Annotated in this window: 18 protein-coding genes and 2 tRNA genes; 11 read left to right on the forward strand and 9 right to left on the reverse strand. The window is 66.2% G+C overall.

The window, feature by feature from the left end:
• Window positions 1-126 precede the first annotated feature (126 nt).
• The 11 genes from K5K93_RS19250 to K5K93_RS19300 all read left to right on the forward strand — a co-directional run bounded on the left by K5K93_RS19250 (window position 127) and on the right by K5K93_RS19300 (window position 11519).
• On the forward strand, window positions 127-690 hold the full coding sequence (locus K5K93_RS19250; RefSeq protein ID WP_025876420.1) for a hypothetical protein: 564 nt from the start codon (window positions 127-129) through the stop codon (window positions 688-690).
• 329 nt (window positions 691-1019) lie between these two features.
• The gene (locus K5K93_RS19255) at window positions 1020-2030 is read left to right on the forward strand and encodes an N-acetylornithine carbamoyltransferase (protein WP_025876421.1); all 1011 of its coding nucleotides are present in this window, start codon (window positions 1020-1022) and stop codon (window positions 2028-2030) included.
• Window positions 2031-2101: 71 nt separating this feature from the next.
• Entirely contained in the window at window positions 2102-3295 is a 1194-nt protein-coding gene (locus tag K5K93_RS19260) for an argininosuccinate synthase (protein ID WP_222388747.1), read from the forward strand.
• Between the two features lie 146 nt (window positions 3296-3441).
• Window positions 3442-4530, forward strand: a complete 1089-nt coding sequence (locus K5K93_RS19265; protein ID WP_033831572.1) for an acetylornithine deacetylase — start codon at window positions 3442-3444, stop codon at window positions 4528-4530.
• 74 nt (window positions 4531-4604) lie between these two features.
• Entirely contained in the window at window positions 4605-5933 is a 1329-nt protein-coding gene (locus tag K5K93_RS19270; RefSeq protein ID WP_025876427.1) for an acetylglutamate kinase, read from the forward strand.
• Between the two features lie 5 nt (window positions 5934-5938).
• Complete coding sequence (locus K5K93_RS19275) at window positions 5939-6538, forward strand: GNAT family protein (RefSeq protein ID WP_093820479.1); 600 nt, start codon at window positions 5939-5941, stop codon at window positions 6536-6538.
• Between the two features lie 10 nt (window positions 6539-6548).
• The gene (gene argC / locus K5K93_RS19280; protein WP_032978728.1) at window positions 6549-7505 is read left to right on the forward strand and encodes an N-acetyl-gamma-glutamyl-phosphate reductase; all 957 of its coding nucleotides are present in this window, start codon (window positions 6549-6551) and stop codon (window positions 7503-7505) included.
• Window positions 7506-7524: 19 nt separating this feature from the next.
• Window positions 7525-8820, forward strand: a complete 1296-nt coding sequence (argH, locus tag K5K93_RS19285) for an argininosuccinate lyase (protein WP_033831569.1) — start codon at window positions 7525-7527, stop codon at window positions 8818-8820.
• Window positions 8820-9083 carry a YciI family protein gene (locus tag K5K93_RS19290; RefSeq protein ID WP_222388752.1) on the forward strand — a complete coding sequence of 88 codons (264 nt, stop codon included), beginning with the start codon at window positions 8820-8822 and terminating at the stop codon, window positions 9081-9083. Before argH ends, K5K93_RS19290 begins: the two co-directional genes overlap by 1 nt.
• 10 nt (window positions 9084-9093) lie before the next feature.
• Entirely contained in the window at window positions 9094-10251 is a 1158-nt protein-coding gene (gene proB, locus K5K93_RS19295; protein ID WP_222388755.1) for a glutamate 5-kinase, read from the forward strand.
• Window positions 10248-11519 (forward strand): glutamate-5-semialdehyde dehydrogenase, encoded by a 1272-nt coding sequence (locus K5K93_RS19300; protein ID WP_222388759.1) that lies wholly within the window; start codon window positions 10248-10250, stop codon window positions 11517-11519. The genes proB and K5K93_RS19300 overlap by 4 nt, the downstream gene beginning before the upstream one ends.
• 652 nt (window positions 11520-12171) lie before the next feature.
• Here K5K93_RS19300 and pgaD read toward each other — a convergent pair.
• The 9 genes from pgaD to cydB all read right to left on the reverse strand — a co-directional run bounded on the left by pgaD (window position 12172) and on the right by cydB (window position 21339).
• Entirely contained in the window at window positions 12172-12663 is a 492-nt protein-coding gene (gene pgaD, locus K5K93_RS19305; protein ID WP_093821195.1) for a poly-beta-1,6-N-acetyl-D-glucosamine biosynthesis protein PgaD, read from the reverse strand.
• The gene (pgaC, locus tag K5K93_RS19310; RefSeq protein WP_093821197.1) at window positions 12660-13913 is read right to left on the reverse strand and encodes a poly-beta-1,6-N-acetyl-D-glucosamine synthase; all 1254 of its coding nucleotides are present in this window, start codon (window positions 13911-13913) and stop codon (window positions 12660-12662) included. The genes pgaD and pgaC overlap by 4 nt, the downstream gene beginning before the upstream one ends.
• A 1-nt stretch (window position 13914) precedes the next feature.
• Window positions 13915-15813 carry a poly-beta-1,6-N-acetyl-D-glucosamine N-deacetylase PgaB gene (gene pgaB, locus K5K93_RS19315; protein ID WP_222391129.1) on the reverse strand — a complete coding sequence of 633 codons (1899 nt, stop codon included), beginning with the start codon at window positions 15811-15813 and terminating at the stop codon, window positions 13915-13917.
• 10 nt (window positions 15814-15823) lie between these two features.
• The gene (pgaA, locus tag K5K93_RS19320; protein WP_093821201.1) at window positions 15824-17863 is read right to left on the reverse strand and encodes a poly-beta-1,6 N-acetyl-D-glucosamine export porin PgaA; all 2040 of its coding nucleotides are present in this window, start codon (window positions 17861-17863) and stop codon (window positions 15824-15826) included.
• 372 nt (window positions 17864-18235) lie between these two features.
• The gene (locus K5K93_RS19325; protein WP_222388763.1) at window positions 18236-19441 is read right to left on the reverse strand and encodes an MFS transporter; all 1206 of its coding nucleotides are present in this window, start codon (window positions 19439-19441) and stop codon (window positions 18236-18238) included.
• A 227-nt stretch (window positions 19442-19668) separates the two neighbouring features.
• Window positions 19669-19745, reverse strand: a tRNA-Pro gene (locus K5K93_RS19330).
• A 138-nt stretch (window positions 19746-19883) separates the two neighbouring features.
• A tRNA-Pro gene (locus tag K5K93_RS19335) sits at window positions 19884-19960 on the reverse strand.
• A gap of 56 nt (window positions 19961-20016) precedes the next feature.
• The gene (gene cydX / locus K5K93_RS19340) at window positions 20017-20130 is read right to left on the reverse strand and encodes a cytochrome bd-I oxidase subunit CydX (protein ID WP_025876452.1); all 114 of its coding nucleotides are present in this window, start codon (window positions 20128-20130) and stop codon (window positions 20017-20019) included.
• 54 nt (window positions 20131-20184) lie between these two features.
• Window positions 20185-21339: a cytochrome d ubiquinol oxidase subunit II gene (gene cydB / locus K5K93_RS19345; protein ID WP_222388767.1), complete on the reverse strand. Its 1155-nt coding sequence runs from the start codon at window positions 21337-21339 to the stop codon at window positions 20185-20187.
• Between the last annotated feature and the right edge of the window lie 15 nt (window positions 21340-21354).

The following is a 21354-nucleotide window of genomic DNA, read 5'->3' on the forward strand; positions in this document are numbered from 1 at the left end:
CGTTGCCACCGGTGGACGCCAGCGGCGGCCGGGGTGGGGTGGGCAGGAACGGCGCGGACGGGTAATGTTCAGCCCCTTGCGGTCACCACTGCCTACACTATTGCCGTGTCCCTGCTCCCTTCGCCAATGAAAACCACCGCGTTGCTGACCCTGGCCTGCCTGTCGGCGTTGCCCGCCGTGGTCCTGGCCCAGGAGGCCGAGCCCCGCAACCGGGTGGTGATCGTGGAGAACGTGAAGTTCGACTACGCCCAGGTGCTCAACGTGGAGCCGGTGTTCCAGACCCTGCGTGCCACCCGCACCGAGGAGCACTGCGAGCCGGTCTCGACCCGTACCCTGGCCCCGGTCAACGTCACCGGCGAGGAGCCGGTGGAGGACAAGGGCCGCATCGGCCGCCTCTGGGATTCGGTTCGCTCGATGTTCAAGCGCAGCGACGAGGAAGTGCTGGAGGAACTGCCGGCCGAAGCCCCCGCCCCGGCGCCGGCCAACACGGGCCCGATGCTGACCCGGGACTGTCGTATCGTGCCCGTCGGACGCGAGTTCCGCCGCCCCATCGCCTATGACGTGGACTATGTCTACAAGGGCACCAAGTACCGTTCACGGCTGCCGGAAGACCCGGGCAACCGGCTGAAGATCCGGGTTTCGATCACCCCCTGGGTGGGCCCGGAGCAGGCTGCCGCCGGCACCCCCTGATTCTGCGACGCCGGCCTCTTGCGCCGGCCCCGGCCGCATGTAAAGATTGCCGACCAATGAAGCTCACCGACTTCCAGCACGACAGCAGCGCCGCCCGCCAGGCCACTGGCATGACGTCGCGTGCCCGTCGACCGGAACCCCACATTCTCGCTGGGTAATCCGGAGCTTTCTGCTGTTCGTCCGAAAAAAACCCAGCCCGCCGGCTGGGTTTTTTCGTTTCCGCGTTCTGAAAGCTTCATCTGCAACCTTTTCGCACCACCCTGGTTTCCGGTTTTCCCTTCCACCTTCCACCGCGTCGACCCTCGGCGCCGCTCATGCAAGGAATGATGATGTCCCCCAAGCACTTCCTGAACACCCAGGACTGGAGCCGCAGCGAACTTGACGCGCTGCTGACCCAGGCTGCGCTGTTCAAGCGCAACAAGCTCGGCGACCAGCTCAAGGGCAAGTCGATCGCGCTGGTGTTCTTCAATCCGTCCATGCGCACCCGCACCAGTTTCGAGCTGGGCGCGTTCCAGCTCGGTGCCCACGCAGTGGTGCTGCAGCCGGGCAAGGATGCATGGCCGATCGAGTTCAACCTCGGCACGGTGATGGACGGCGATACCGAAGAGCACATCGCTGAAGTAGCCAAGGTGCTCGGCCGCTACTGCGACATCATTGCCGTGCGCGCGTTCCCGAAGTTCGTCGACTGGGCCTACGACCGCCAGGACGTCGTGCTCGAGAGTTTCGCCAGATACTCGCCGGTGCCGGTGATCAACATGGAGACCATCACCCATCCGTGCCAGGAACTGGCGCACGTGATGGCCCTGCAGGAGCATTTCGGTACCCAGGACCTGCGCGGCAAGAAGTACGTGCTGACCTGGACCTACCACCCCAAGCCGCTGAACACCGCGGTGGCCAACTCGGCGCTGACCATCGCCACCCGCATGGGCATGGACGTGACGCTGCTGTGCCCGACCGCAGACTACATCCTCGACGAGCGCTACATGGGCTGGGCCGAGCAGAACGTGGCCGAGAGCGGTGGTTCGCTGAAGATCAGCCATGACATCGACAGTGCCTATGCCGGTGCCGACGTGGTCTACGCCAAGAGCTGGGGCGCGCTGCCGTTCTTCGGCAACTGGGAGCCGGAGAAGCCGATCCGCGACCAGTTCAAGCACTTCATCGTCGACGAGCGGAAGATGGCCCTGACCAACAACGGCGTGTTCAGCCACTGCCTGCCGCTGCGCCGCAACGTGAAGGCAACCGACGGCGTGATGGATTCGCCGCAGTGCATCGCCATCAACGAAGCCGAGAATCGCCTGCATGTGCAGAAGGCGATCATGGCCGCTGTTGCCGGCCGCTGATTTCCGTACGTCGTTCAAGCATTCCAGACACTCCGCCGGGCATGGCCCGGCGCTACCAGGACATACCCCCCATGAGAAACAAAGACGTCGTTCTCGCCTTCTCCGGCGGCCTTGATACCAGCTTCTGCGTGCCGTACCTGCAGGAGCGCGGCTACAACGTGCACACCGTGTTCGCCGATACCGGCGGCGTGGATGACGAAGAGCGCGATTTCATCGAGAAGCGTGCCGCCGAGCTGGGTGTCACCAGCCACCAGACCGTCGATGGCGGTCCGGCCATCTGGTCCGGCTTCGTCAAGCCGTTCGTGTGGGCCGGCGAGGGCTACCAGGGCCAGTACCCGCTGCTGGTGTCGGACCGTTACCTGATCGTCGATGCCGCGCTCAAGCGCGCTGCCGAACTGGGCACCAACATCATCGCCCACGGCTGCACCGGCATGGGCAACGACCAGGTGCGCTTCGACCTGGCAGTGAAGGCCCTGGGTGACTACCAGATCATCGCGCCGATCCGCGAGATCCAGAAGGAACACACCCAGACCCGCGCCTACGAGCAGAAGTACCTGGAAGAGCGTGGCTTCGGCGTGCGCGCCAAGCAGCAGGCCTACACCATCAACGAGAACCTGCTGGGTCTGACCATGTCCGGCGGCGAGATCGATCGTTGGGAAGCACCGGGCGAGGGCGCCCGTGGCTGGTGCGCACCGCGCGCCGAGTGGCCGGAACAGGCGCTGACCGTCACCCTGAAGTTCGTCGAAGGCGAAGCCGTCGAGCTCAATGGCAAGGCACTGCCGGGTGAGCAGATCCTGGCCCAGCTCAACAAGCTGTTCGCCCCCTACGGCGTCGGCCGTGGCGTGTACACCGGCGACACCGTGATCGGCCTGAAGGGCCGCATCGTGTTCGAGGCACCGGGCCTGGTCTCGCTGCTGGCCGCGCACCGCGCGCTGGAAGATGCGGTGCTGACCAAGCAGCAGAACCGCTTCAAGCCGGACGTGGCGCGCAAGTGGGTGGAGCTGGTGTACGAAGGTTTCTACCACGACCCGCTGAAGACGGACATCGAAGCCTTCCTGAAGTCCTCGCAGGCCAAGGTCAACGGCGAAGTGGTGCTGGAAACCCGTGGCGGCCGCGTCGATGCCGTTGCGGTGAAGTCGCCGCACCTGCTCAACACCAAGGGCGCCACCTATGCGCAGTCGGCCGACTGGGGCGTGGAGGAGGCCGAGGGCTTCATCAAGCTGTTCGGCATGAGCTCGACCCTGTACGCGCAGGTCAACCGCTGAGCGGTTGACCACGCATTCCACCTCAACCCCGCGCCGTTGGCGCGGCGCACGCATTCCGGTAGCGCCGGGCCATGCCCGGCGGATGCTGGCAGCACGATATCCATGCCGGGCCATGCCCGGCGGAATTCCACAGGAACTGTTGATTCATGCTTGAACAGACGCTCGATCACCTGCAGGCACTGGTGTCCTTCGACACCCGCAACCCGCCGCGTGCGATCACCACCGGTGGCATCTTCGATTACCTGCGCGACAACCTGCCCGGGTTCAATGTGGAGGTGATCGACCATGGCGCCGGCGCGGTCAGCCTGTATGCCGTGCGCGGCACGCCGAAGTACCTGTTCAACGTGCATCTGGACACCGTGCCGGACTCGCCGCACTGGAGTGCCGACCCGCACGTGATGCGCCGCCTGGACGACCGCGTGGTCGGCCTTGGCGTGTGTGACATCAAGGGCGCGGCTGCGGCGCTGGTGGCGGCCGCCAATGCCAGTGATGGCGACGCGGCCTTCCTTTTCTCCAGCGATGAAGAAGCCAACGATCCGCGCTGCATCGCCGCGTTCCTGGCCCGGGGCATTGCGTACGAAGCGGTGCTGGTGGCCGAACCGACCATGAGCGAGGCGGTGCTCGCCCATCGTGGCATCAGCTCGGTACTGATGCAGTTCGCCGGCCGTGCCGGCCATGCGTCGGGCAAGCAGGATGCAGCCGCCAGTGCGCTGCACCAGGCGATGCGCTGGGGCAACCGCGCGCTGGACCATGTCCAATCGCTGGCCTCGGCACGCTTCGGTGGATTGACCGGCCTGCGCTTCAACATCGGGCGTGCGGAAGGTGGCATCAAGGCCAACATGATCGCACCGGCGGCGGAAGTGCGTTTTGGTTTCCGGCCGCTGCCGTCGATGGATATCGATGCGCTGCTGGCGACCTTCGCCGGCTTCGCCGAACCGGAAGCGGCGCTGTTCACCGAAACCTTCCGTGGCCCCAGCCTGCCGGCGGGGGATATCGCCGAAGCCGAGCACCGCCGCCTGCTGGCGCGCGACGTGGCCGACGCGCTGGACCTGCCGATCGGCAACGCGGTGGACTTCTGGACCGAGGCATCGCTGTTCTCGGCCGGTGGCTACACCACGATGGTGTTCGGCCCGGGCGACATCGCCCAGGCCCACACTGCCGATGAGTTCGTGACGCTGGAGCAGCTGCAGCGCTACACCGACGCCGTACACCGGATCATCGCCGCCGGCGCCTGATCGACCTACAACGCCGCTGCGCTTCTGCGCGGCGGAACTGCAACGCGGCGACCGCCGCCTGTGACGAAACCGAAATGTCTCCTGCCCTCCAGCCCCACCGCCAGACCCGCCAGACCATCGTGCGCCTGCTCTCGAGCATGGCCAGCGCGAAGGAGATCAGCCAGTACCTCAAGCGCTTTTCGCAGCTGGACGCCAAGCGCTTCGCCGTGGTCAAGGTCGGCGGCGCGGTACTGCGCGACGATCTGGACGCGCTGACCTCCTCGCTGTCGTTCCTGCAGGAAGTCGGCCTGACCCCGATCGTGCTGCACGGCGCCGGCCCGCAGCTGGATGCGGAACTGTCGGCCGCCGGCATTGAGAAGCAGACGGTCAACGGCCTGCGGGTGACCTCGCCGGAAGCGCTGGCGATCGTGCGCCGGGTGTTCCAGCAATCCAACCTGCGCCTGGTTGAAGCGCTGCAGCAGAACGGTGCGCGCGCCACCTCCATCACCGGCGGCGTGTTCGAGGCGGAGTACCTGGGCCTGGATACCTACGGCCTGGTCGGCGAGGTGAAGAAGGTCAACCTGGCGCCGATCGAGGCCAGCCTGCGTGCCGGCTCGATCCCGGTCATCACCAGCCTGGGCGAGACCGCCGGTGGGCAGATCCTCAACGTCAATGCCGACTTCGCCGCCAACGAACTGGTGCAGGAGCTGCAGCCGTACAAGATCATCTTCCTGACCGGTACCGGCGGCCTGCTGGACGAGCAGGGCAGCGTGATCGATTCGATCAACCTGTCCACCGAGTACGACCACCTGATCGCGCAACCGTGGATCCACGGTGGCATGAAGGTGAAGATCGAGCAGATCAAGTCCCTGCTGGACCGGTTGCCGCTGGAATCGTCGGTGTCGATCACCCGGCCGGCCGACCTGGCCAAGGAACTGTTCACCCACAAGGGCTCGGGAACGCTGGTGCGCAAGGGCGAGAAGGTGCTGCGTGCAACCGCCTGGAGCGAGCTGGACCTGCCGCGCCTGAAGGGCCTGATCGAATCCAGTTTCGGCCGCACCCTGGTGCCGGACTATTTCGAGAGGACCACGCTGCTGCGCGCGTATGTCAGCGAGAACTACCGCACGGCGGTGATCCTCACCGATGAGGCCGAGGGCGTGTACCTGGACAAGTTCGCCGTGCTCGATGATGCGCAGGGCGAAGGGCTTGGCCGCGCGGTCTGGAACGTGATGCGCGAGGAAACCCCGCAGCTGTTCTGGCGCTCGCGCAACGGCAACCCGATCAACCACTTCTACTACGCCGAGTCCGATGGCTGCTACAAGCAGGGTCATTGGAAGGTGTTCTGGTACGGTGCCGATGGCATCGACCGGATCAGGACCTATGTCGACCACTGCGCGGTGCGTGCGCCGAGCCTGGAGGGCTGAGCGCGATGAACCACGCAGACTGGACCCGGGTACCCACGTTGACCGGCACGCATGCGCGGCTGGAACCGCTGCAGATGAGCCACATCGACGGCCTGCGCGGCGCGTTGGGCGAAGGCGCGCTGTCCAGGCTCTGGTACACCCAGGTGCCCGATGCGAAGGCCATGACCGGCTATGTGCAGGCCGCGCTGCAGGCACAGACCGAAGGCAAGGTGCTGCCGTTCGTTGTGTTCGATGCCAACGACCAGATCGTCGGCACCACCCGTTACTACGATCTGCAACCGGACGTACCGCGGCTGAGCATCGGCTACACCTGGTATGGCGAGTCGGTGCAGCGCACCGGGGTCAACTCCGAAACCAAGCTGATGCTGCTCAGCCATGCCTTCGAGCGGCTGGAATGCCTGAGCGTGGTGTTTGAAACCAGCTGGTTCAACTTCACCTCGCGCACCGCGATCGCACGCCTGGGCGCCAAGCAGGATGGCGTGCTGCGCAATCACCGCCGGCATCCCGACGGCACGCCGCGCGACACCGTCATCTTCTCCATCATCGATGCGGAATGGCAGGGCGTGAAACGCCACCTGCAGCACCGCCTCGATTCGCACGCATGAGCACGCACGCATGAGCACTTCCTCCTCGTTCACCGTCGGCATCGTCGGCGCCCGCGGCCATACCGGCGCCGAGCTGATCCGCCTGGTGGCAGCGCATCCGAACCTGCAGCTGGGTTTCGTGTCCTCGCGCGAACTGGCCGGGCAGCGCGTGTCCGACCACTACCCGCAATGGCAGGGCGAACTGCAGTTCGAGAATCTCGACGCCGACGCCGTTGCCGCCAAGGGCGTGGACGCGGTGGTCCTGGCCCTGCCCAACGGCCTGGCCGCGCCGTTCGTGGCGGCGCTGGAAACGGCGAAGCCGGACACGGTGATCGTCGACCTGTCGGCCGACTACCGTTTCGACAACACCTGGTACTACGGCCTGCCCGAGCTTACCCGCAGCCGTTACCGCGGACAGAAGCACATCAGCAACCCCGGCTGCTATGCCACCGCGATGCAGCTGGCGATCCATCCGCTGCTGGATCTGCTGGCTGGCCCGCCGCAGTGCTTCGGCGTGTCCGGCTACTCGGGTGCGGGCACCTCGCCGTCGGACAAGAACAACGTTGAACTGCTGGCCGACAACCTGATGCCGTACGCGCTGACCAACCACGTGCATGAGCGCGAGGTTTCCGTGCAGCTGGGCGTGGCGGTCGAATTCATGCCGCACGTCGCGCCGCATTTCCGTGGCATCACCCTCACCGCCAACCTGTGGTTGAACCGCGTGCAGACCCGCGAGCAGATCGTCGAGCGCTTCCAGCAGGCCTACGCCGGTGAAGCACTCATCGAGGTCGTGGACGAGGCGCCGTGGGTGAGCCGCATCGCTGGCCGCCACGGTGCCCAGGTCGGCGGCTTCACGCTCGCCCCGGGCGGCAAGCGGGTGGTGGTGGTGGCGACCCTGGACAACCTGCTCAAGGGCGCGGCCACCCAGGCCATGCAGAACCTCAATCTTGCGCTGGGCATCGACGAACTGACGTCGATCCCGCACTGAAACCGTACAGGAGCTCCCCATGGCAGACCTTCTTTGGCAGAAGCCAGGCGTCGCTGTCGATGCCCAGATCCAGACCTTCCTCGCCGGCGACGACGTGATCCTCGATCGCGAGTTCTTCCTGCATGACATTGCTGCCAGCGCCGCGCATGCGCAGGGCCTGCAGCACATCGGCATCCTCAGCGCCGACGAACTGGCCGGGTTGCTGCGTGAACTTGAGGTGCTGGCGCAGGACTTCCGCGAAGGCCGCTTCGTGCTGGATACGCAGTATGAGGATGGCCATTCGGCGATCGAGGCACGGTTGACCGAGCGCCTTGGCGATGCCGGCCGCAAGATCCACACCGGCCGCAGCCGCAACGACCAGATCCTGGTCGCCACCCGGTTGTGGTTGAAGGAAAAGCTGCAGCGCGTGGCGCAGGTCAGCGCCGAAGTGGCAAAGGTGGCACTTGACCGTGCGCAGGCCGAGCAGCATCTGCCGATTCCCGGTTACACCCACATCCAGCGTGCCGTGGTGTCCTCGGCCGGCATGTGGTGGGCCGGTTGGGCCGAAGCGTTCATCGACAACGCCGTGCGTGCCCGCGATACCCATGCACTGGTCGATGCCAATCCGCTTGGCACCGCCGCCGGTTACGGCGTGAACCTGCCGCTGGATCGCGAGCACACCACCGCCGCGCTCGGCTTTGCGCGCATGCAGATTTCGCCGATCTACGCGCAGCTGTCGCGTGGAAAGTTCGAACTGGCTGCGCTGGAAGCGCTGGGCGGCGCGACCCTGGACCTGCGCCGCATTGCCTGGGACCTGTCGCTGTTCACCAGCGCCGAATTCGGTTTCGTCGCGTTGCCGGCGCAGTACACCACCGGCAGTTCGATCATGCCCAACAAGCGCAATCCGGACGTGATCGAGCTGATGCGGGCGACCCATGCCAGCGTCGCCGCTGCACGCACCGAAATCGAGCAGCTGCTGTCACTGCCGTCGGGCTACCACCGCGACCTGCAGTCGTCCAAGGGCGCCATCTTCCACGGCTTCGGGCGCGGCCTGGCCGCGCTTGAACTGCTGCCGGCGCTGCTGGCCAACCTGGAATGGCGCGATGACAAGCTGCGTGCAGCGATCGATTCGGGCATGTACGCCACCGATGTCGCGGTGGAAGCTGCGGTAGCGGGCGTACCGTTCCGCGAGGCCTACAAGGCTGCTGCTGCCGGTGCCGACAGTGCAGGGCAGGGGCGCACGCCGGAAGGCAGCCTGGCGGCGCGCGTGTCGCCGGGTTCGGCGTCGGACCTGCGCCTGGATGAACTGCGCGCGCGCTGGCAGGCGCTGTCCTGATGGCCGACACCGTCTACCTGGTGCTGGCGATGCGCCTGCCGGGCTTCACCGACGCCGCGGTGCAGCCGCACCGCGACTTCCTTGATGCGTTGCAGGCCGAGGGCCGGCTGCAGCTGACCGGCGGCTTTGCCGACGGCAGTGGTGGCGCCTATGTGCTGTGCAACCTCGACAGCCTCGCGCAGGCGCAGGCCATCGTCGCCACCGATCCGCTGGTGACGATGCAGGCATCGGCGCTGAGCGTCCATGAATGGAATACCCGCTGAGGCGCCCCTGATGACTGTCCACGCCGTCCACGTTGCATCGCCGTTCCCCGAACAAGCGCTGCCGTCGTGGCGGCGCGCCGTGCTGAAGGTCGGCAGCAGCCTGCTTGCCGCCGACGGTGGTGGCCTGTCGCCGCGCCACGCGCTGGGCTTGGCCCAGTTCGTTTCGGCCAACGTGCTGGCCGGGCGCGAGGTCGTCATCGTGTCTTCCGGTGCGGTCGCTGCCGGCCGCGCGATCCTGCCCCGGGCCGATGAACCCGGTGCGGCGATGGCGGCGCGGCAGGCATTGGCGGCCCTGGGCCAGGCGCAGCTGATCGGTCTGTGGCAGCGCTTCTTCGAACGCCCGGTGGCGCAGGTGCTGCTGACCCATGATGATCTGCGCAACCGCCGCCGCTATCTCAATGCGCGGGCAACCCTCAACGAGCTGCTGCGGCTGGGCGCGCTGCCGGTGGTCAACGAGAACGACACCGTTTCGGTGGATGAGCTCAAGCTCGGTGACAACGACAACCTTGCCGCGACGGTGGCGGCGCTGGTCGATGCCGATGCGCTGTTCATCGCCACCGACATCGACGGTCTCTACAGTGCCGATCCGCGCACGCATGCCGATGCCCGGCCACTGCATGAAGTGGCCGAGTTGAACGATGCCGTGCTGGCGATGGCTGGCGGCGCCGGTTCGGTCGCCGGTACCGGCGGCATGCGCACCAAGCTGGAGGCCGCAGCCAAGGCCGGCCGTGTCGGCATCGAAACCTATCTGTTCAATGGCCGCAGCGGCGAGGTGGTGCGCGCGCTGGCGCAGGATCGCCTGTTCGGCACCCGTATCCATGCAGCACGCAGCCGTGAGGCGGCACGCAAGCACTGGTTGCGGCACGCACCACTGGCCGAAGGCGCGATCCTGATCGATGCCGGCGCCGCACAGGCGATGCGCGAGAAGGGGGCATCGCTGCTGCCCGGCGGCATCACCGGTGCCGACGGCGCGTTCCGGCGCGGTGACATGGTGCAGGTATGCTGGAACACCGACGCCGGCCGGGTGTGCGTGGCCCGTGGTGTGAGCCAGTACGCCGCCGATGACGTGCGCCGCATTGCCGGCCGCCACACCCGCGACATCCAGACCGTGCTCGGCTACAACTACGGCGGTACCGTCGTCCACCGAGACGATCTGGTGCTGCCATGAACCCACTGCAGGATATGCCGATGAGTGAGATCGAATCGCAGGCCCGAGCCTGCCGCGACGCGGCCCAGGTGGTTGCCGGCCTGGACAGCGATGCGCGCGGGACACTGCTGCAGGCGATGGCGCAGGCGCTGGAGGTCAATGCCGGACAGATTCTTGCAGGCAATGCACGCGACCTGGCCGCCGCCCGCGCCAAAGGCATGGGCAGCGCGATGCTCGAACGCCTGGCGCTGGACCCGGCGCGCCTGCTGGCGATGGCCGACGCCGTGCGCGAGGTGGCCGGCCTGCCGGACCCGGTCGGGCAGGTGACCCGCGACGAGGTGCGTCCGAACGGCATCCGCGTGCAGAAGGTGCGCGTGCCGCTGGGAGTGATCGCGATGATCTACGAAGCACGCCCGAACGTGACCGCCGAAGCCGCCGCGCTGTGCCTGAAGGCGGGCAATGGCGTGATCCTGCGTGGCGGCTCGGAAGCGATCCATTCCAACACCGCGATCGCGCAGGCATTGGCCGGGGCATTGAAGGCCAACGGCGTGCCCCCGGCCGCTGTGACGGTGCTGACTGACCTGCGCCGCGAAGCCATGCTGGAATTGCTGCAGCTGCACGAACTGATCGATCTGGCCATTCCGCGCGGTGGCGAAGGGCTGATCCGCTTCGTTGCAGAACACGCGCGGGTACCGGTGATCAAGCACTACAAGGGTGTCTGCCACCTGTTCGTCGATGCCAGTGCCGATGCCGCCAAAGCGCTCGATCTGCTGGTAGACGGCAAGTGCAGTCGCCCCTCCGCGTGCAATTCACTGGAGACCCTGCTGGTGCACCGGGACATTGCCGCAGCGTTCCTGCCGCGTGCTGCACAGGCGCTGGCCGAGCGTGGCGTGCAGCTGCGTGCAGACGAGCGCGCGCAGCCGTTGCTGCCGGGAAGCACCGCGGCCAGCGAAGACGACTATGCCGCCGAATTCCTCGATCTGGTACTGGCGGTCCGCGTGGTCGACGATCTTGATGCAGCGATCGCGCACATCCGTACCTATACCTCCGACCACACCGAAGTGATCGCCACTGAAGACGTAGCCAGTGCCGAGCGTTTCGTCAGCGCATTACGCTCGGCGGTGGTGATGGTCAACGCGTCTTCGCGTTTTTCCGATGGTGGCCAGCTTGGCCTCGGCAGCGAGATCGGCATCTCCACCACGCGCCTGCACGCCTATGGCCCGATGGGGCTGGAAGCGCTGACAGTCGAACGGTTCGTGGTGCGCGGCGAAGGCCAGATCCGAAGGTAGGGTCACAGCCGGGCTGCGCCCGGCACCCGCAGGGGCCGCGGCAACAGCCGAAGCAACCGCAAATGCAACGGCAACGGCAACAGCGGGGTTCCTGCGGGATGGCGGGGTGGGTCCGGTTGCGGGGGACGCTGCAAGTACGTCCCTGTAAGCTCGGTCGCGCCTTGCTCGTGTGCGCTGTCCTGCGCACACGGCAAGACCGGGGTTGGGCGTCCTGCCCCACCCGCCCGAGGCATGCCTCGGGCCCATGGCGCTCACGCCCCCGCAACCGGACCCACCCCGCCTTCGACAGATCTCCGCAATCTGTCGGGATGGCATGACTTGCTCCTGGTGGGTGTCGACCTTGGTCGACACGTAGATCCACGCCATGCGTGGATGCTTTTCGTTCAATTGTCGAAATACTCGATTTCGATGGAGATTCATCCACGCCTGGCGTGGATCTACCAGATTGCGGAAATCTGTCAGAGGTGGGGCGGTGTGGGTAGGCAGGACCGTTGGCGCCATGGATGGCGCCATCGAGCCCCCATGGATGGGTTTACGGCGTGTCCTGCCTGCCCATACCGCCCCGCCATCCCACGGAATGCCAGCTGTTGCTTCGGCTGTTGCTGTTGCTTCGGCCTCTGCGGGTGCCGGGCGCCGCCCGGCCGAACCCCGGTTACCTCAACAGCTGCGCGGTCATGCCCAGCGGCCGTGCATGCTCATCCATGTGCAGGGTGATGGCCTTGGCGCCGAACATCTGTTCGGCAAGCTGATCGCTGGCACCCAGCGAATGGGCGATCTCCGCACGACTTGCGTCCTCGTGCGGGCCGCGCCGTTCCTTGCCGGCAAAACGGTAGCGGTTGTATTCGGCCCAAACGATCAGCAGCAGCGCACAGCACGCCAGGATCACCGGCAGGGCGATGATCACGAATGGGTCCAGGTGCTGCTTGCGCTCGTACAGCTGCAGCCAGGCCAGCTGCCCACCGAGCAACCAGGACACCAGCGTGACCAGCGGTGCCCACAGGTAGAAGTAGAAGCCCCAGAACGCCAGGGTCACAAAGCCCCAGGCGGTGCGCTGCAGGCGGGGCTGCTTGCGCGGTTTCTGGATCAGGCGCGAGTCGAAGCGGTTGGACGGCGTCCTGGCAGTCGTCTGGCGATGTGCGTTCATCTGATACCTCTGTCTGGGCTGACCCAGGTGGCACGCTTGCCACGCCGCCGGAGAAGGGTCTTAGGCAGCGCCACCAGCGTGGTGAACAGGCTGATCAACCAGTACGCCATCGGGTACCAGATGACCCAGAAATAGTTGCGGCCGATATGCGTTTCGTAACGCCTGTCAATGATCAGGCTGCTGGCGAACTGCAGCAGGCAGACCAGGGCCAGGATCACGCCATGCCATTGCGGCAGCAACGTGTCGATGTACAGCGACGGCGGCATGGGGATGAACTTGCCCACTGCCCACAGCAGGATGATCACCAGCATGGTGTAGGCCCACAGCACGCTGAGGATGTATTCCAGCAGCACGCCCCACATCCGCCGCTTGCGCCAGCCGAACAATGAAGTGCCGTGGCGCAGCAGGACTTCCACGCCGCCCTGTGCCCAGCGCAGTCGCTGCCGCCACAGGCCCTTCAGCGTTTCCGGCATCAGGATGAAGCACAGCGCATTGGGCTCGTAACGGATGTCCCAGTGATCCAGCTGCAGCCGCCAGCTGATGTCGATGTCCTCGGTGACCATGTCATCGGCCCAGTAGCCGATGCGATGCAGGGCGGTGCGACGGAACGCGGCAATGACCCCGGACACGGTGAAGATGCGGCCGTACACGCGTTGGGCGCGCTTGATCATGCCGATGATCGAGGAGAACTCCGCCACCTGCAGGCGGCCGAGCAGCGTGGAGCGGTTGCGGATGCGCGGGTTGCCGGTCACCGCACCCACCCGTGGGCCGCTGGTCAGGTGCCAGACCATCCAGTGCATGGCGAACTCTTCCAGCATGGCATCACCATCGATGCATACCAGGTACTCCGATCTCGCGGCCAGCGCGCCCATGCGCAACGCGTTGGCCTTGCCCAGGTTGCGGTCCAGATGGACCACGCGCAGGCGCGGATGCAGCGCTGCAAGCGCGTCCAGGCGGGTGCCGGTGTCGTCGGTGCTGCCATCGTTGATGGCGATCACTTCGAAGTCCGGGTAGCGCTGCGCCAGTGCCGCGCCGAGGGTGTCGTCCAGGTTCGCCGATTCGTTGTGGCACGGGATAAGCAGGCTGGCGAACGGATGCTCCGCCATCGGTGGTGGGTCGTTGCGCGGCCGCGACTTCCGCTCACGGCGGAAGAAGTAGTACAGGCCCCCGGACATCCAGAAGAACGCCATCACCATGGGGTAGAAGAAGGCGAACTGGAACATGGCGTTGAGCCACGGATTCATGTCCACGTCACTTCTCCGGATACGGGAAGTTGCGCGCGGACATCGCCGCGCGTGCATCCTGGGTCGACGGCTTGTCGGCGATGAAATCGTCCGGGTACCACGCGAAATGGCGCACGCCCTGTGCCTGCAGGCGGCGGATCTGCGCGCGCAGCTGTTCGCCGCTGATCGGCCGCTGCGTGCGCCAGTCCACGGTCTGCAGCTCGAACATCGTGTGCTTCAGCTCGGGGTCGTGCGCACGCACGGCCACCACCAGCTTGTCCAGCCAACGCTGCGGGCGGCGGCTGCCTTCCATCCATGGCATCGCCATCAGCGCGGTGCGGTCGTAGGCCTTGTTGAACAGGTCCAGGCGCTGGGCGAACCACGCCGCGCTCTGCGGCTCCAGCACCGGCTGCGCGTACAGGTTGCGCACGGTGCCCAGCTTGGGGCGCCAGCGTTGTGCGCTGTCACGCAGTTCCAGCGTGAAATCAATCAGCGCCTGGGTGCGGCCGCCGTCGCTGCCTTCCTGCGGCAGCTGGGCAAGTTCGGTATCGCGCACGTAGCCGTCATCGTGGAACAGCAGGCCTTCGAAATACGAATTGATTGCCAGGTCTTCGTAGATGTCCTTGATGATCTGTCGTGCCTGCGGCTTGGTGAAATCCAAGCGGTACATGCCATCGCGTTCCGGGCTCTGGATGCCCAGCGCCGCACGCTGCGCAGCGTCGGGCAGTTCATAGCCCAGCACCGGCAACCACGCATACACCTTCACCCCGGCACGGGTTTTCAGCTGCCAGGCGACGCGGTTGAACAGGTCCGCGCGCATCGGCAGGTGGCGGTTCGGGAAGTACAGGGCATCGGCGGTGTTGTTGCCGTCCGGATCGGCGAAGGCCTGCAGGTAGACATGGGTCGGGCCGATCCGCTTCACCCGCTCGATCAGCGCATCCAGGTTGCGTGCCTGCTGTGCAGGGTCGCTGTCGTAGACCGAGTCCATGTCGATCTGCAGTGCACGGGTGCCGTCCAGATTGACGTTGCGACGCAGCTCGAAGGCCAGCGAAGTAACGTTTGGGTTGCTGGTCACCAGCAGGCGTGCCAGGCCATGCAGGTCGGCCGTCACCGGCGTGCTGCGTCCTTCCAGATCGAAGGACACCGGCATGCCCAGTTGCTCGGCGATTTCATTGCTCAACTGGTTGTAGGCGGCATACGGCCAGACGATCGCTTTCGGGCGCACCCCCAGTTCCTTCTCGATGCGCTGCACGCTGCGGCCAAGATCGTCGCGCAGGCGCTTCTCGTACTCCTGCGCGCTTTCATAGCGCTGCGCCTTGGGGTCGTAGATGCGGGTGATCACCGCCGGCGTCTGGTTGCCCTGCGGGTTGGACTGCACGCCGTGGTGCAGGTTGTCGGTATGGCTGGCCAGTTCGATCAGGCCGCTGGCCTGCATCTCGCGCAGCTGGTCCCAGGTCAGGAAGTCGTCATGGCCGAAGGGACGGTAGCCGTAGTCGATGGTGCGGCCCGGTGCCATGTCCACGTAGTCGGTGATCACCGCCACCAGTGCAGGATAGTTGTACGCGCGCAGCAGCGGATAGACGCGGCTGTACACGCTGCGCAGGCCGTCGTCGAAGGTCAGCAGCACCGGCCGCGGTGGCAGCGTTGCTTCGCCGCGCGAGGCCTTGATCAGCTGTGACAGCGAGACCGGGTGATAGCCATGGGCGGACAGCCAGTCCAGGTGTGCGGCGAAGTTCTGCGTGCTGACCGCGTAGGCGTCGCCGTCGGATTTTTCCAGCACATCATCGCGCACGTCGTGGTAGCTGAGGACCAGCAGGCCGTTGTCGGCCGCGTCCAGTTCCGCGGCCGAGCTGGCGCGCTGGGCGGCGGCGGGCAGGGCGAGGGCCAGCAGCGCCAGCAGCAGTACGGTCGTCAGGTTGCGAAACATCCGTTCCATCTCATTCTCCCCAGCGCAGCGCGGCATCGAAGCCGATATGTCGTTCACGTTGGCCGTCGTAGACCGGCCGCGACCAACTCACGCCGTACTCGAAGATCCGCCCTTGATCGAACTGCCATTCGTGGCGATAGGCCACGGTCGGAATGATTGAACTGCCAAAGCCTTCCTGCCAGTAATTGCCCACCGACACCGTCAGGCGATGGCGGAAGTGGCGCTCGTAGTGGCGCCACAGCTGCTGGTCGATGCGCAGGCCCACTTCCACCGAGCGATCCCGCGAGGGGTTGAAGTAGGGCGCATCGTCGCGGCTGCCACGGCTGGTGTAGACGCTGCCCAGGCCATCGATCAACAGGCGCGGGCGGGTCAACAGCCGTTGTTCGATCGCACTGTTCAGCGTATCGCGGCGGTTGCCATCGTCGTAACGGAACCGGCTGCCACCGAAGCTCCAGTGGGTGCGCTCGTTGCGCGTGTAATCCACGGCAACGGCAACGCTGTCGGCGGTGATGCCGGCCACGCGTGCCTGCATCGAGGCTTCCGGATCATTGCGGGCAGCGGTTACGCCGGCATGCCAGCGATCATTGAACTGCCAGCCGAAGCCGCCGCGCAGGCCGGTGTCGCCGATGCTGTCGTTGGGGCGCATCACCGCCGCCTCGGCATCGAGGCGGTCGAAACGGTAGCGCACGCCGGCACCGATCCACAGCGGATCGATGTCCTGCTCCTGGAAGCTGACCGAACGGCGGTCGGCGAAGGCAAACAGGCGCCAGCGGTCGTTGAGAACCGGCGAGGCCGCTTCCACGCCGTAGTGCAGGTCGTCGTTGCCCAGCGGCGAGGTGCCGCCGCCGCCGGAACTGCGGCCACCCTCGACCCTGGCCAGCAGCTGCCAGCCGCGATGGGCACGCCAGTCACGGTCCATGCGTTGCACCGCCGGCTGGCTTGGATAGCGTGCCATCAGGTCGTCATGCAGCGGCCGCGCCAGGTCGTCGCGCTGCAGCTGCACGTAGGATTCGTACATGCCCAGGCGCGGCGCGATGTCACGCGGGTCCAGCGTATAGGCCATCTGGTGGCGCTCAAGCGCCCGCCGTGGCCAGCCGCGCATCTGGTAGACGCTGCCCAGTGAAGTCTGCAGGCTGCCATTGCCCGGGCCGACCTCGACCAGGGCTTCCAGTTCGCGCTGGGCCGTGGGCAGGTCGCCGCTGTAGGCCCGCACCATCCCCAGGTTCAGGTCGGCCTCGTAACGCGCCCAGTTCTGGAAGGGGGTCTTGCCACCGCCCCAGCGCCAGGCCGGTTCGTCCTTCTGCCAGGCCTGCAGGTAGCCCACCGCCTTCTCGGCCTGCTCGGTCTCCAGATAGGCGTAGGCCAGCTCCGAGCGTGACTCGAAGCGTGAGGGATCGTTCTTTGCGGCGGCCTCCAGCAAGGGTATGGCCTCGGCCGGGTTCTGGGTGGCCATCAGCGAGTCGCCTACGGCTGGCAGCACGTAATCGGGAAGGGCATGGCCTTCGCGCTGCAGCGCCCGCGCCTCGTCGCGCACCTGCGCGTGGCGGGCCAGGCGGTTGAGCAGGATCAGCCGGTCCATGCGGATCCGCAGCGGCGCCTGCGCCTGCGTTGTGCCATCGCGCGCGACGTACTGCTCCATTTCAGCCAGCGAAGCCTCGGCCTCGTCCAGCCGGGTGTCTTCGCTTTCCCCGTAGGCCAGGCTCCAGTTGACCAGCTTGGCCACGTAGTTGGCCTCCAGCCGCGCCTTCTGGTCCTGGTCGAACAGGTTGGGCCGGGCCTGGTAAAGCCGCCAGGCGCGATGGGCGTTGCCGATGTCGCCCAGGGTCAGTACCTGCAGCTTGTACAGCAGGTCGTCGTCGGGCTCCCGCAGTTGTGCCCGCTCGATCGCTGCCAGCGCATCGACCCAGCGCGCCTGGTCACGGTAGTGCCCGATCTCGGCGAGCCGGTCGGCGCGCGTGATGACGGTGGGCGGCGAGGCCGCGTGGGCCCAGTACGCCAAAGTGGCGCAGGCCAGGCCGACGCACAGCGCCAGCGGACGGTGAACAACCATGAGACCCCCTAAGCATCCAATGCTGAACGATGTGCTCAAAAGTGTGACGCACATCACATGCCAACTATAGCTGACGCATTGCCAGAGCGCCTACTACCGATCCGTACCTGATTGACGGAGAGTCTTTCGATGACCGGCCAGCCCCGCCGCAACGCGTTGTCGCCAATACACTTTCCAGCTGCCGACGGTAGTGCGCTGGAGCAATCTGGCACCCTCCCTGCCGGTGCGCACAGCCTTGGCAGCGCCGGTTCGGGCACCAGATGGGTCAGGTTTCGACACGCTACGTCACGCGCTGCGGTGGCGGTGTGTAGACGATGGCAGCGGCGGAGGGCCGGCCGAGCTGCGCGGGCGGGCGTCAGCCCGCCGCGCCGTTCACCACAGGTCTTCCAGCTTGCGCGGCTTGCAGGCCACCCACGAGGCGCACAGCATCAGCAGTGCGCAGCCGAACAGGAAGGCGAAAGGCAGGGTCCAGCCCTCGCTGACAGTATGCAGCCAGCCGACCAGGAACGGGCCCAGGCAGCTGAAGCTGTAGCCCACGCCCTGCATGAAGCCGGACAGGGCCGCCGAACCGGTAGGGGTACGCGTGCGCAGATTGATCAGGGTCAGCGCCAGCGGGAACGTGGACGGCCCGACGCCCAGCAGGCAGGCCCACAGCAACGGCGCCTTCATCGGGGCGAACAGCAGGCCGGCGAAGGCGATGACGAAGGCGGAGAAGCCGATCAGCACCAGCGGGAAGGGATTCTGCAGGCGTACCGCCAGCGATGGGATCACCAGCGATGGCAGCAGGCCCAGTGCCGAAAACACCGCAACCATCACCCCGCCGAAGGCGGGCGTAGCGCCGGCTTCGACCACGATGCGCGGCAGCCAGGTGAACATCGAATAGGTCATCAGCGAGGTCATGCCGAACATCAGCGTCATGCTCCAGCCCAGCGACGTACGCCAGACCTTGCCGTGCGGCTGCGCGGTGGGATCGCTGCTGTCCAGCACCGGCCTGGGCGCACTGCGTGCCAGCAGCATCCATGGCAGGGTCGCAGCCAGCGCCAGCAGCGCCCACATGCCCAGCGACACCCGCCAGCCTGCGGCGTTGGCCACCGGCACCGCCAGCAGCGCCGGCATCATCGTGCCCAGCTGCAGCACGCTGATGTACAGCGTGCTCATGGTGCCGACCTTGTTGGCGAAGTAGCGCTTTACCAGCGGCGGCACCACCACGTTGCCGATGCCCATGCCCGCCAGTGCGATCACCGAACCCAGCAGCAGGGTGCCGACATTGCCGGCGCTGGAGCGCAGCAGCAGGCCGGCGGCAGCCATCAGCATCGCCAGCAGGGTGGTGCGCTCAAGGCCCAGGCGTCGTGCCAGCGCCGGGGTGGCGACGCCGAAAAGTGCGAACGAGGCGGTCGGCAGCATGCCCAGCACGCCGGTCATGGTGGTGCCGAAGTCGAACTGCTGGCCCAGCACGTCCAGCAACGGGGTGATGGAGGTGACGGCGGTACGCAGGTTGACCGCCGCCAGCAGGATCGCGGCGAACGCCAGCACGCGCCCGTGCAGTAGTGATGGCGAAGGGGAGGTGGGCGAGGTCATGCGGTGTTCCTTGCAGGTGGCGCACGCCATGCAGAATGACGTGCAGCGCCCGCACCGGGCGCGGCCGGTGTGGCAGGTGGGGGAGTGGCGGCCATTGTACGTGGCCGGGCCGGGTCAGGTCCCCGGCGGCATGTGCTGATGGCGGCGTAGCCGGGAGTGCCGGATTCCAGATACAAAAAAACCCGGAGGACACGGATGTCTTCCAGGCTTCTTGGTGACCACCGGAGTGGTCGGGGAGACAGGATTCGAACCTGCGACCTCTACGTCCCGAACGTAGCGCTCTACCAGACTGAGCTACACCCCGAAGGGAGCCGCCTATTCTAGCCATTTCCCCCGATGGCGGCAAGGGGGAAGGCCGTTCTGCTTCGCTGCCGTGGCAGCGACTCCTGCGGGAACAAAAAAGCCTGGAAGACTTCACCAGGCTTCAATGCGACCACCGAAGTGGTCGGGGAGACAGGATTCGAACCTGCGACCTCTACGTCCCGAACGTAGCGCTCTACCAGACTGAGCTACACCCCGAAGGAGCCGCCAAGAATACGGTGTGAAGGCCGTATCGGCAACCCTTTTTTACAGTTTCAACGCACTTCCTTGTCGGCGCGGGCGCTTTCGCGCGCTTCGAACCACATCCCGTTGAGGATGGCCACGACCGAAGCCAGGCCAGCGCCGAGAATCCAAGCGAAATACCACATGGTCAATCTCCTGTGTGCGAGGGGTGTGCCGACCCTCGGCCGGCACACGGGCAATCAGTACGCGTTGGGGTTGTCGTCCATGTCCTCGACCGTCGTCTTGCCCTTCAGCACGCGGTACACCCAGGTGGTATAGGCGAGGATGATCGGCAGGAAGATGGCCGTGGCCAGCAGCATGACCCACAGCGTGAGGTGGCTGGACGAACTGTCCCAGACGGTCAGGCTGGAGGTGGGTTGGCTGGACGACGGCAGCAGGAACGGGAAGATCGCAAAGCCGACGGTGAGGATGATGCCGGCAATGGACGCGCCCGAGGCGATGAAGGCCAGGCCGCCACGACGCGCGCGCAGCAGCACCGCGCTGGCAAGCGCACCCAGCAGGCCCAGCACCGGGAATACCAGCGTTGCCGGCATGCTGCTGTAGTTGCGCAGCCAGCCACCTGCGGCGGCCCCCAGTTCGGCGGTCTTCAGCAGCGGATTGGTCGGCCCGTCGGTCACCACCTGCGAGGTGATCTGGTAGCCCGGCAGGCCGAAGGCCACCCAGGCGCCGGCAGCGGCGAACAACACGAAGCTGATGATGGCGGCGATGCTGCCATAGCGCGCTGCACGTTCGGCCACCGGGCCGTCGGTCTTCAGCACCAGCATGGCCGCACCGTGCGACACCAGCATGGCCACGCTGATCAGGCCGGCGATGAGCGCGAACGGCGTGAGCAGGCCGAAGAACGAACCGGTGTAGGTCACGCGCAGGGTGTCATCGAAGTGGAACGGCACACCCAGCAGTACGTTGCCCACCGCGACGCCGGCAATCAGGCCCGGCAGCAGGCCACCGACGAACAGCACGCGGTCCCAGTTGTCGCGCCAGCGCTTGGACGGCAGCTTGCTGCGGTACTTGAAGCCGACCGGGCGCAGGATCAGCCCGAACAGCATCGCAAACACCGCCAGGTAGAAGCCGGAGAAGCTGACCGCATACAGCGGTGGCCATGCGGCGAAGATCGCGCCGCCACCCAGCACCAACCAGACCTGGTTGCCTTCCCAGACCGGGCCGACGGTGTTGATCACCAGCCGGCGTTCTTCATCGGTCTTTGCCACGAACGGCAGCAGCGTGCCGACGCCAAGGTCGAAACCATCCATGACGGCCCAGCCGACCAGCAGGATGCCGAGCAGCAGCCACCAGATCACGCGGAGCGTGGTGTAATCAAGTGCAATGAATTCCATCTGGATTCTCCTGCC

It is taken from the genome of Stenotrophomonas sp. DR822 (genome assembly GCF_019793815.1).
Lineage (GTDB): Bacteria > Pseudomonadota > Gammaproteobacteria > Xanthomonadales > Xanthomonadaceae > Stenotrophomonas > Stenotrophomonas indicatrix.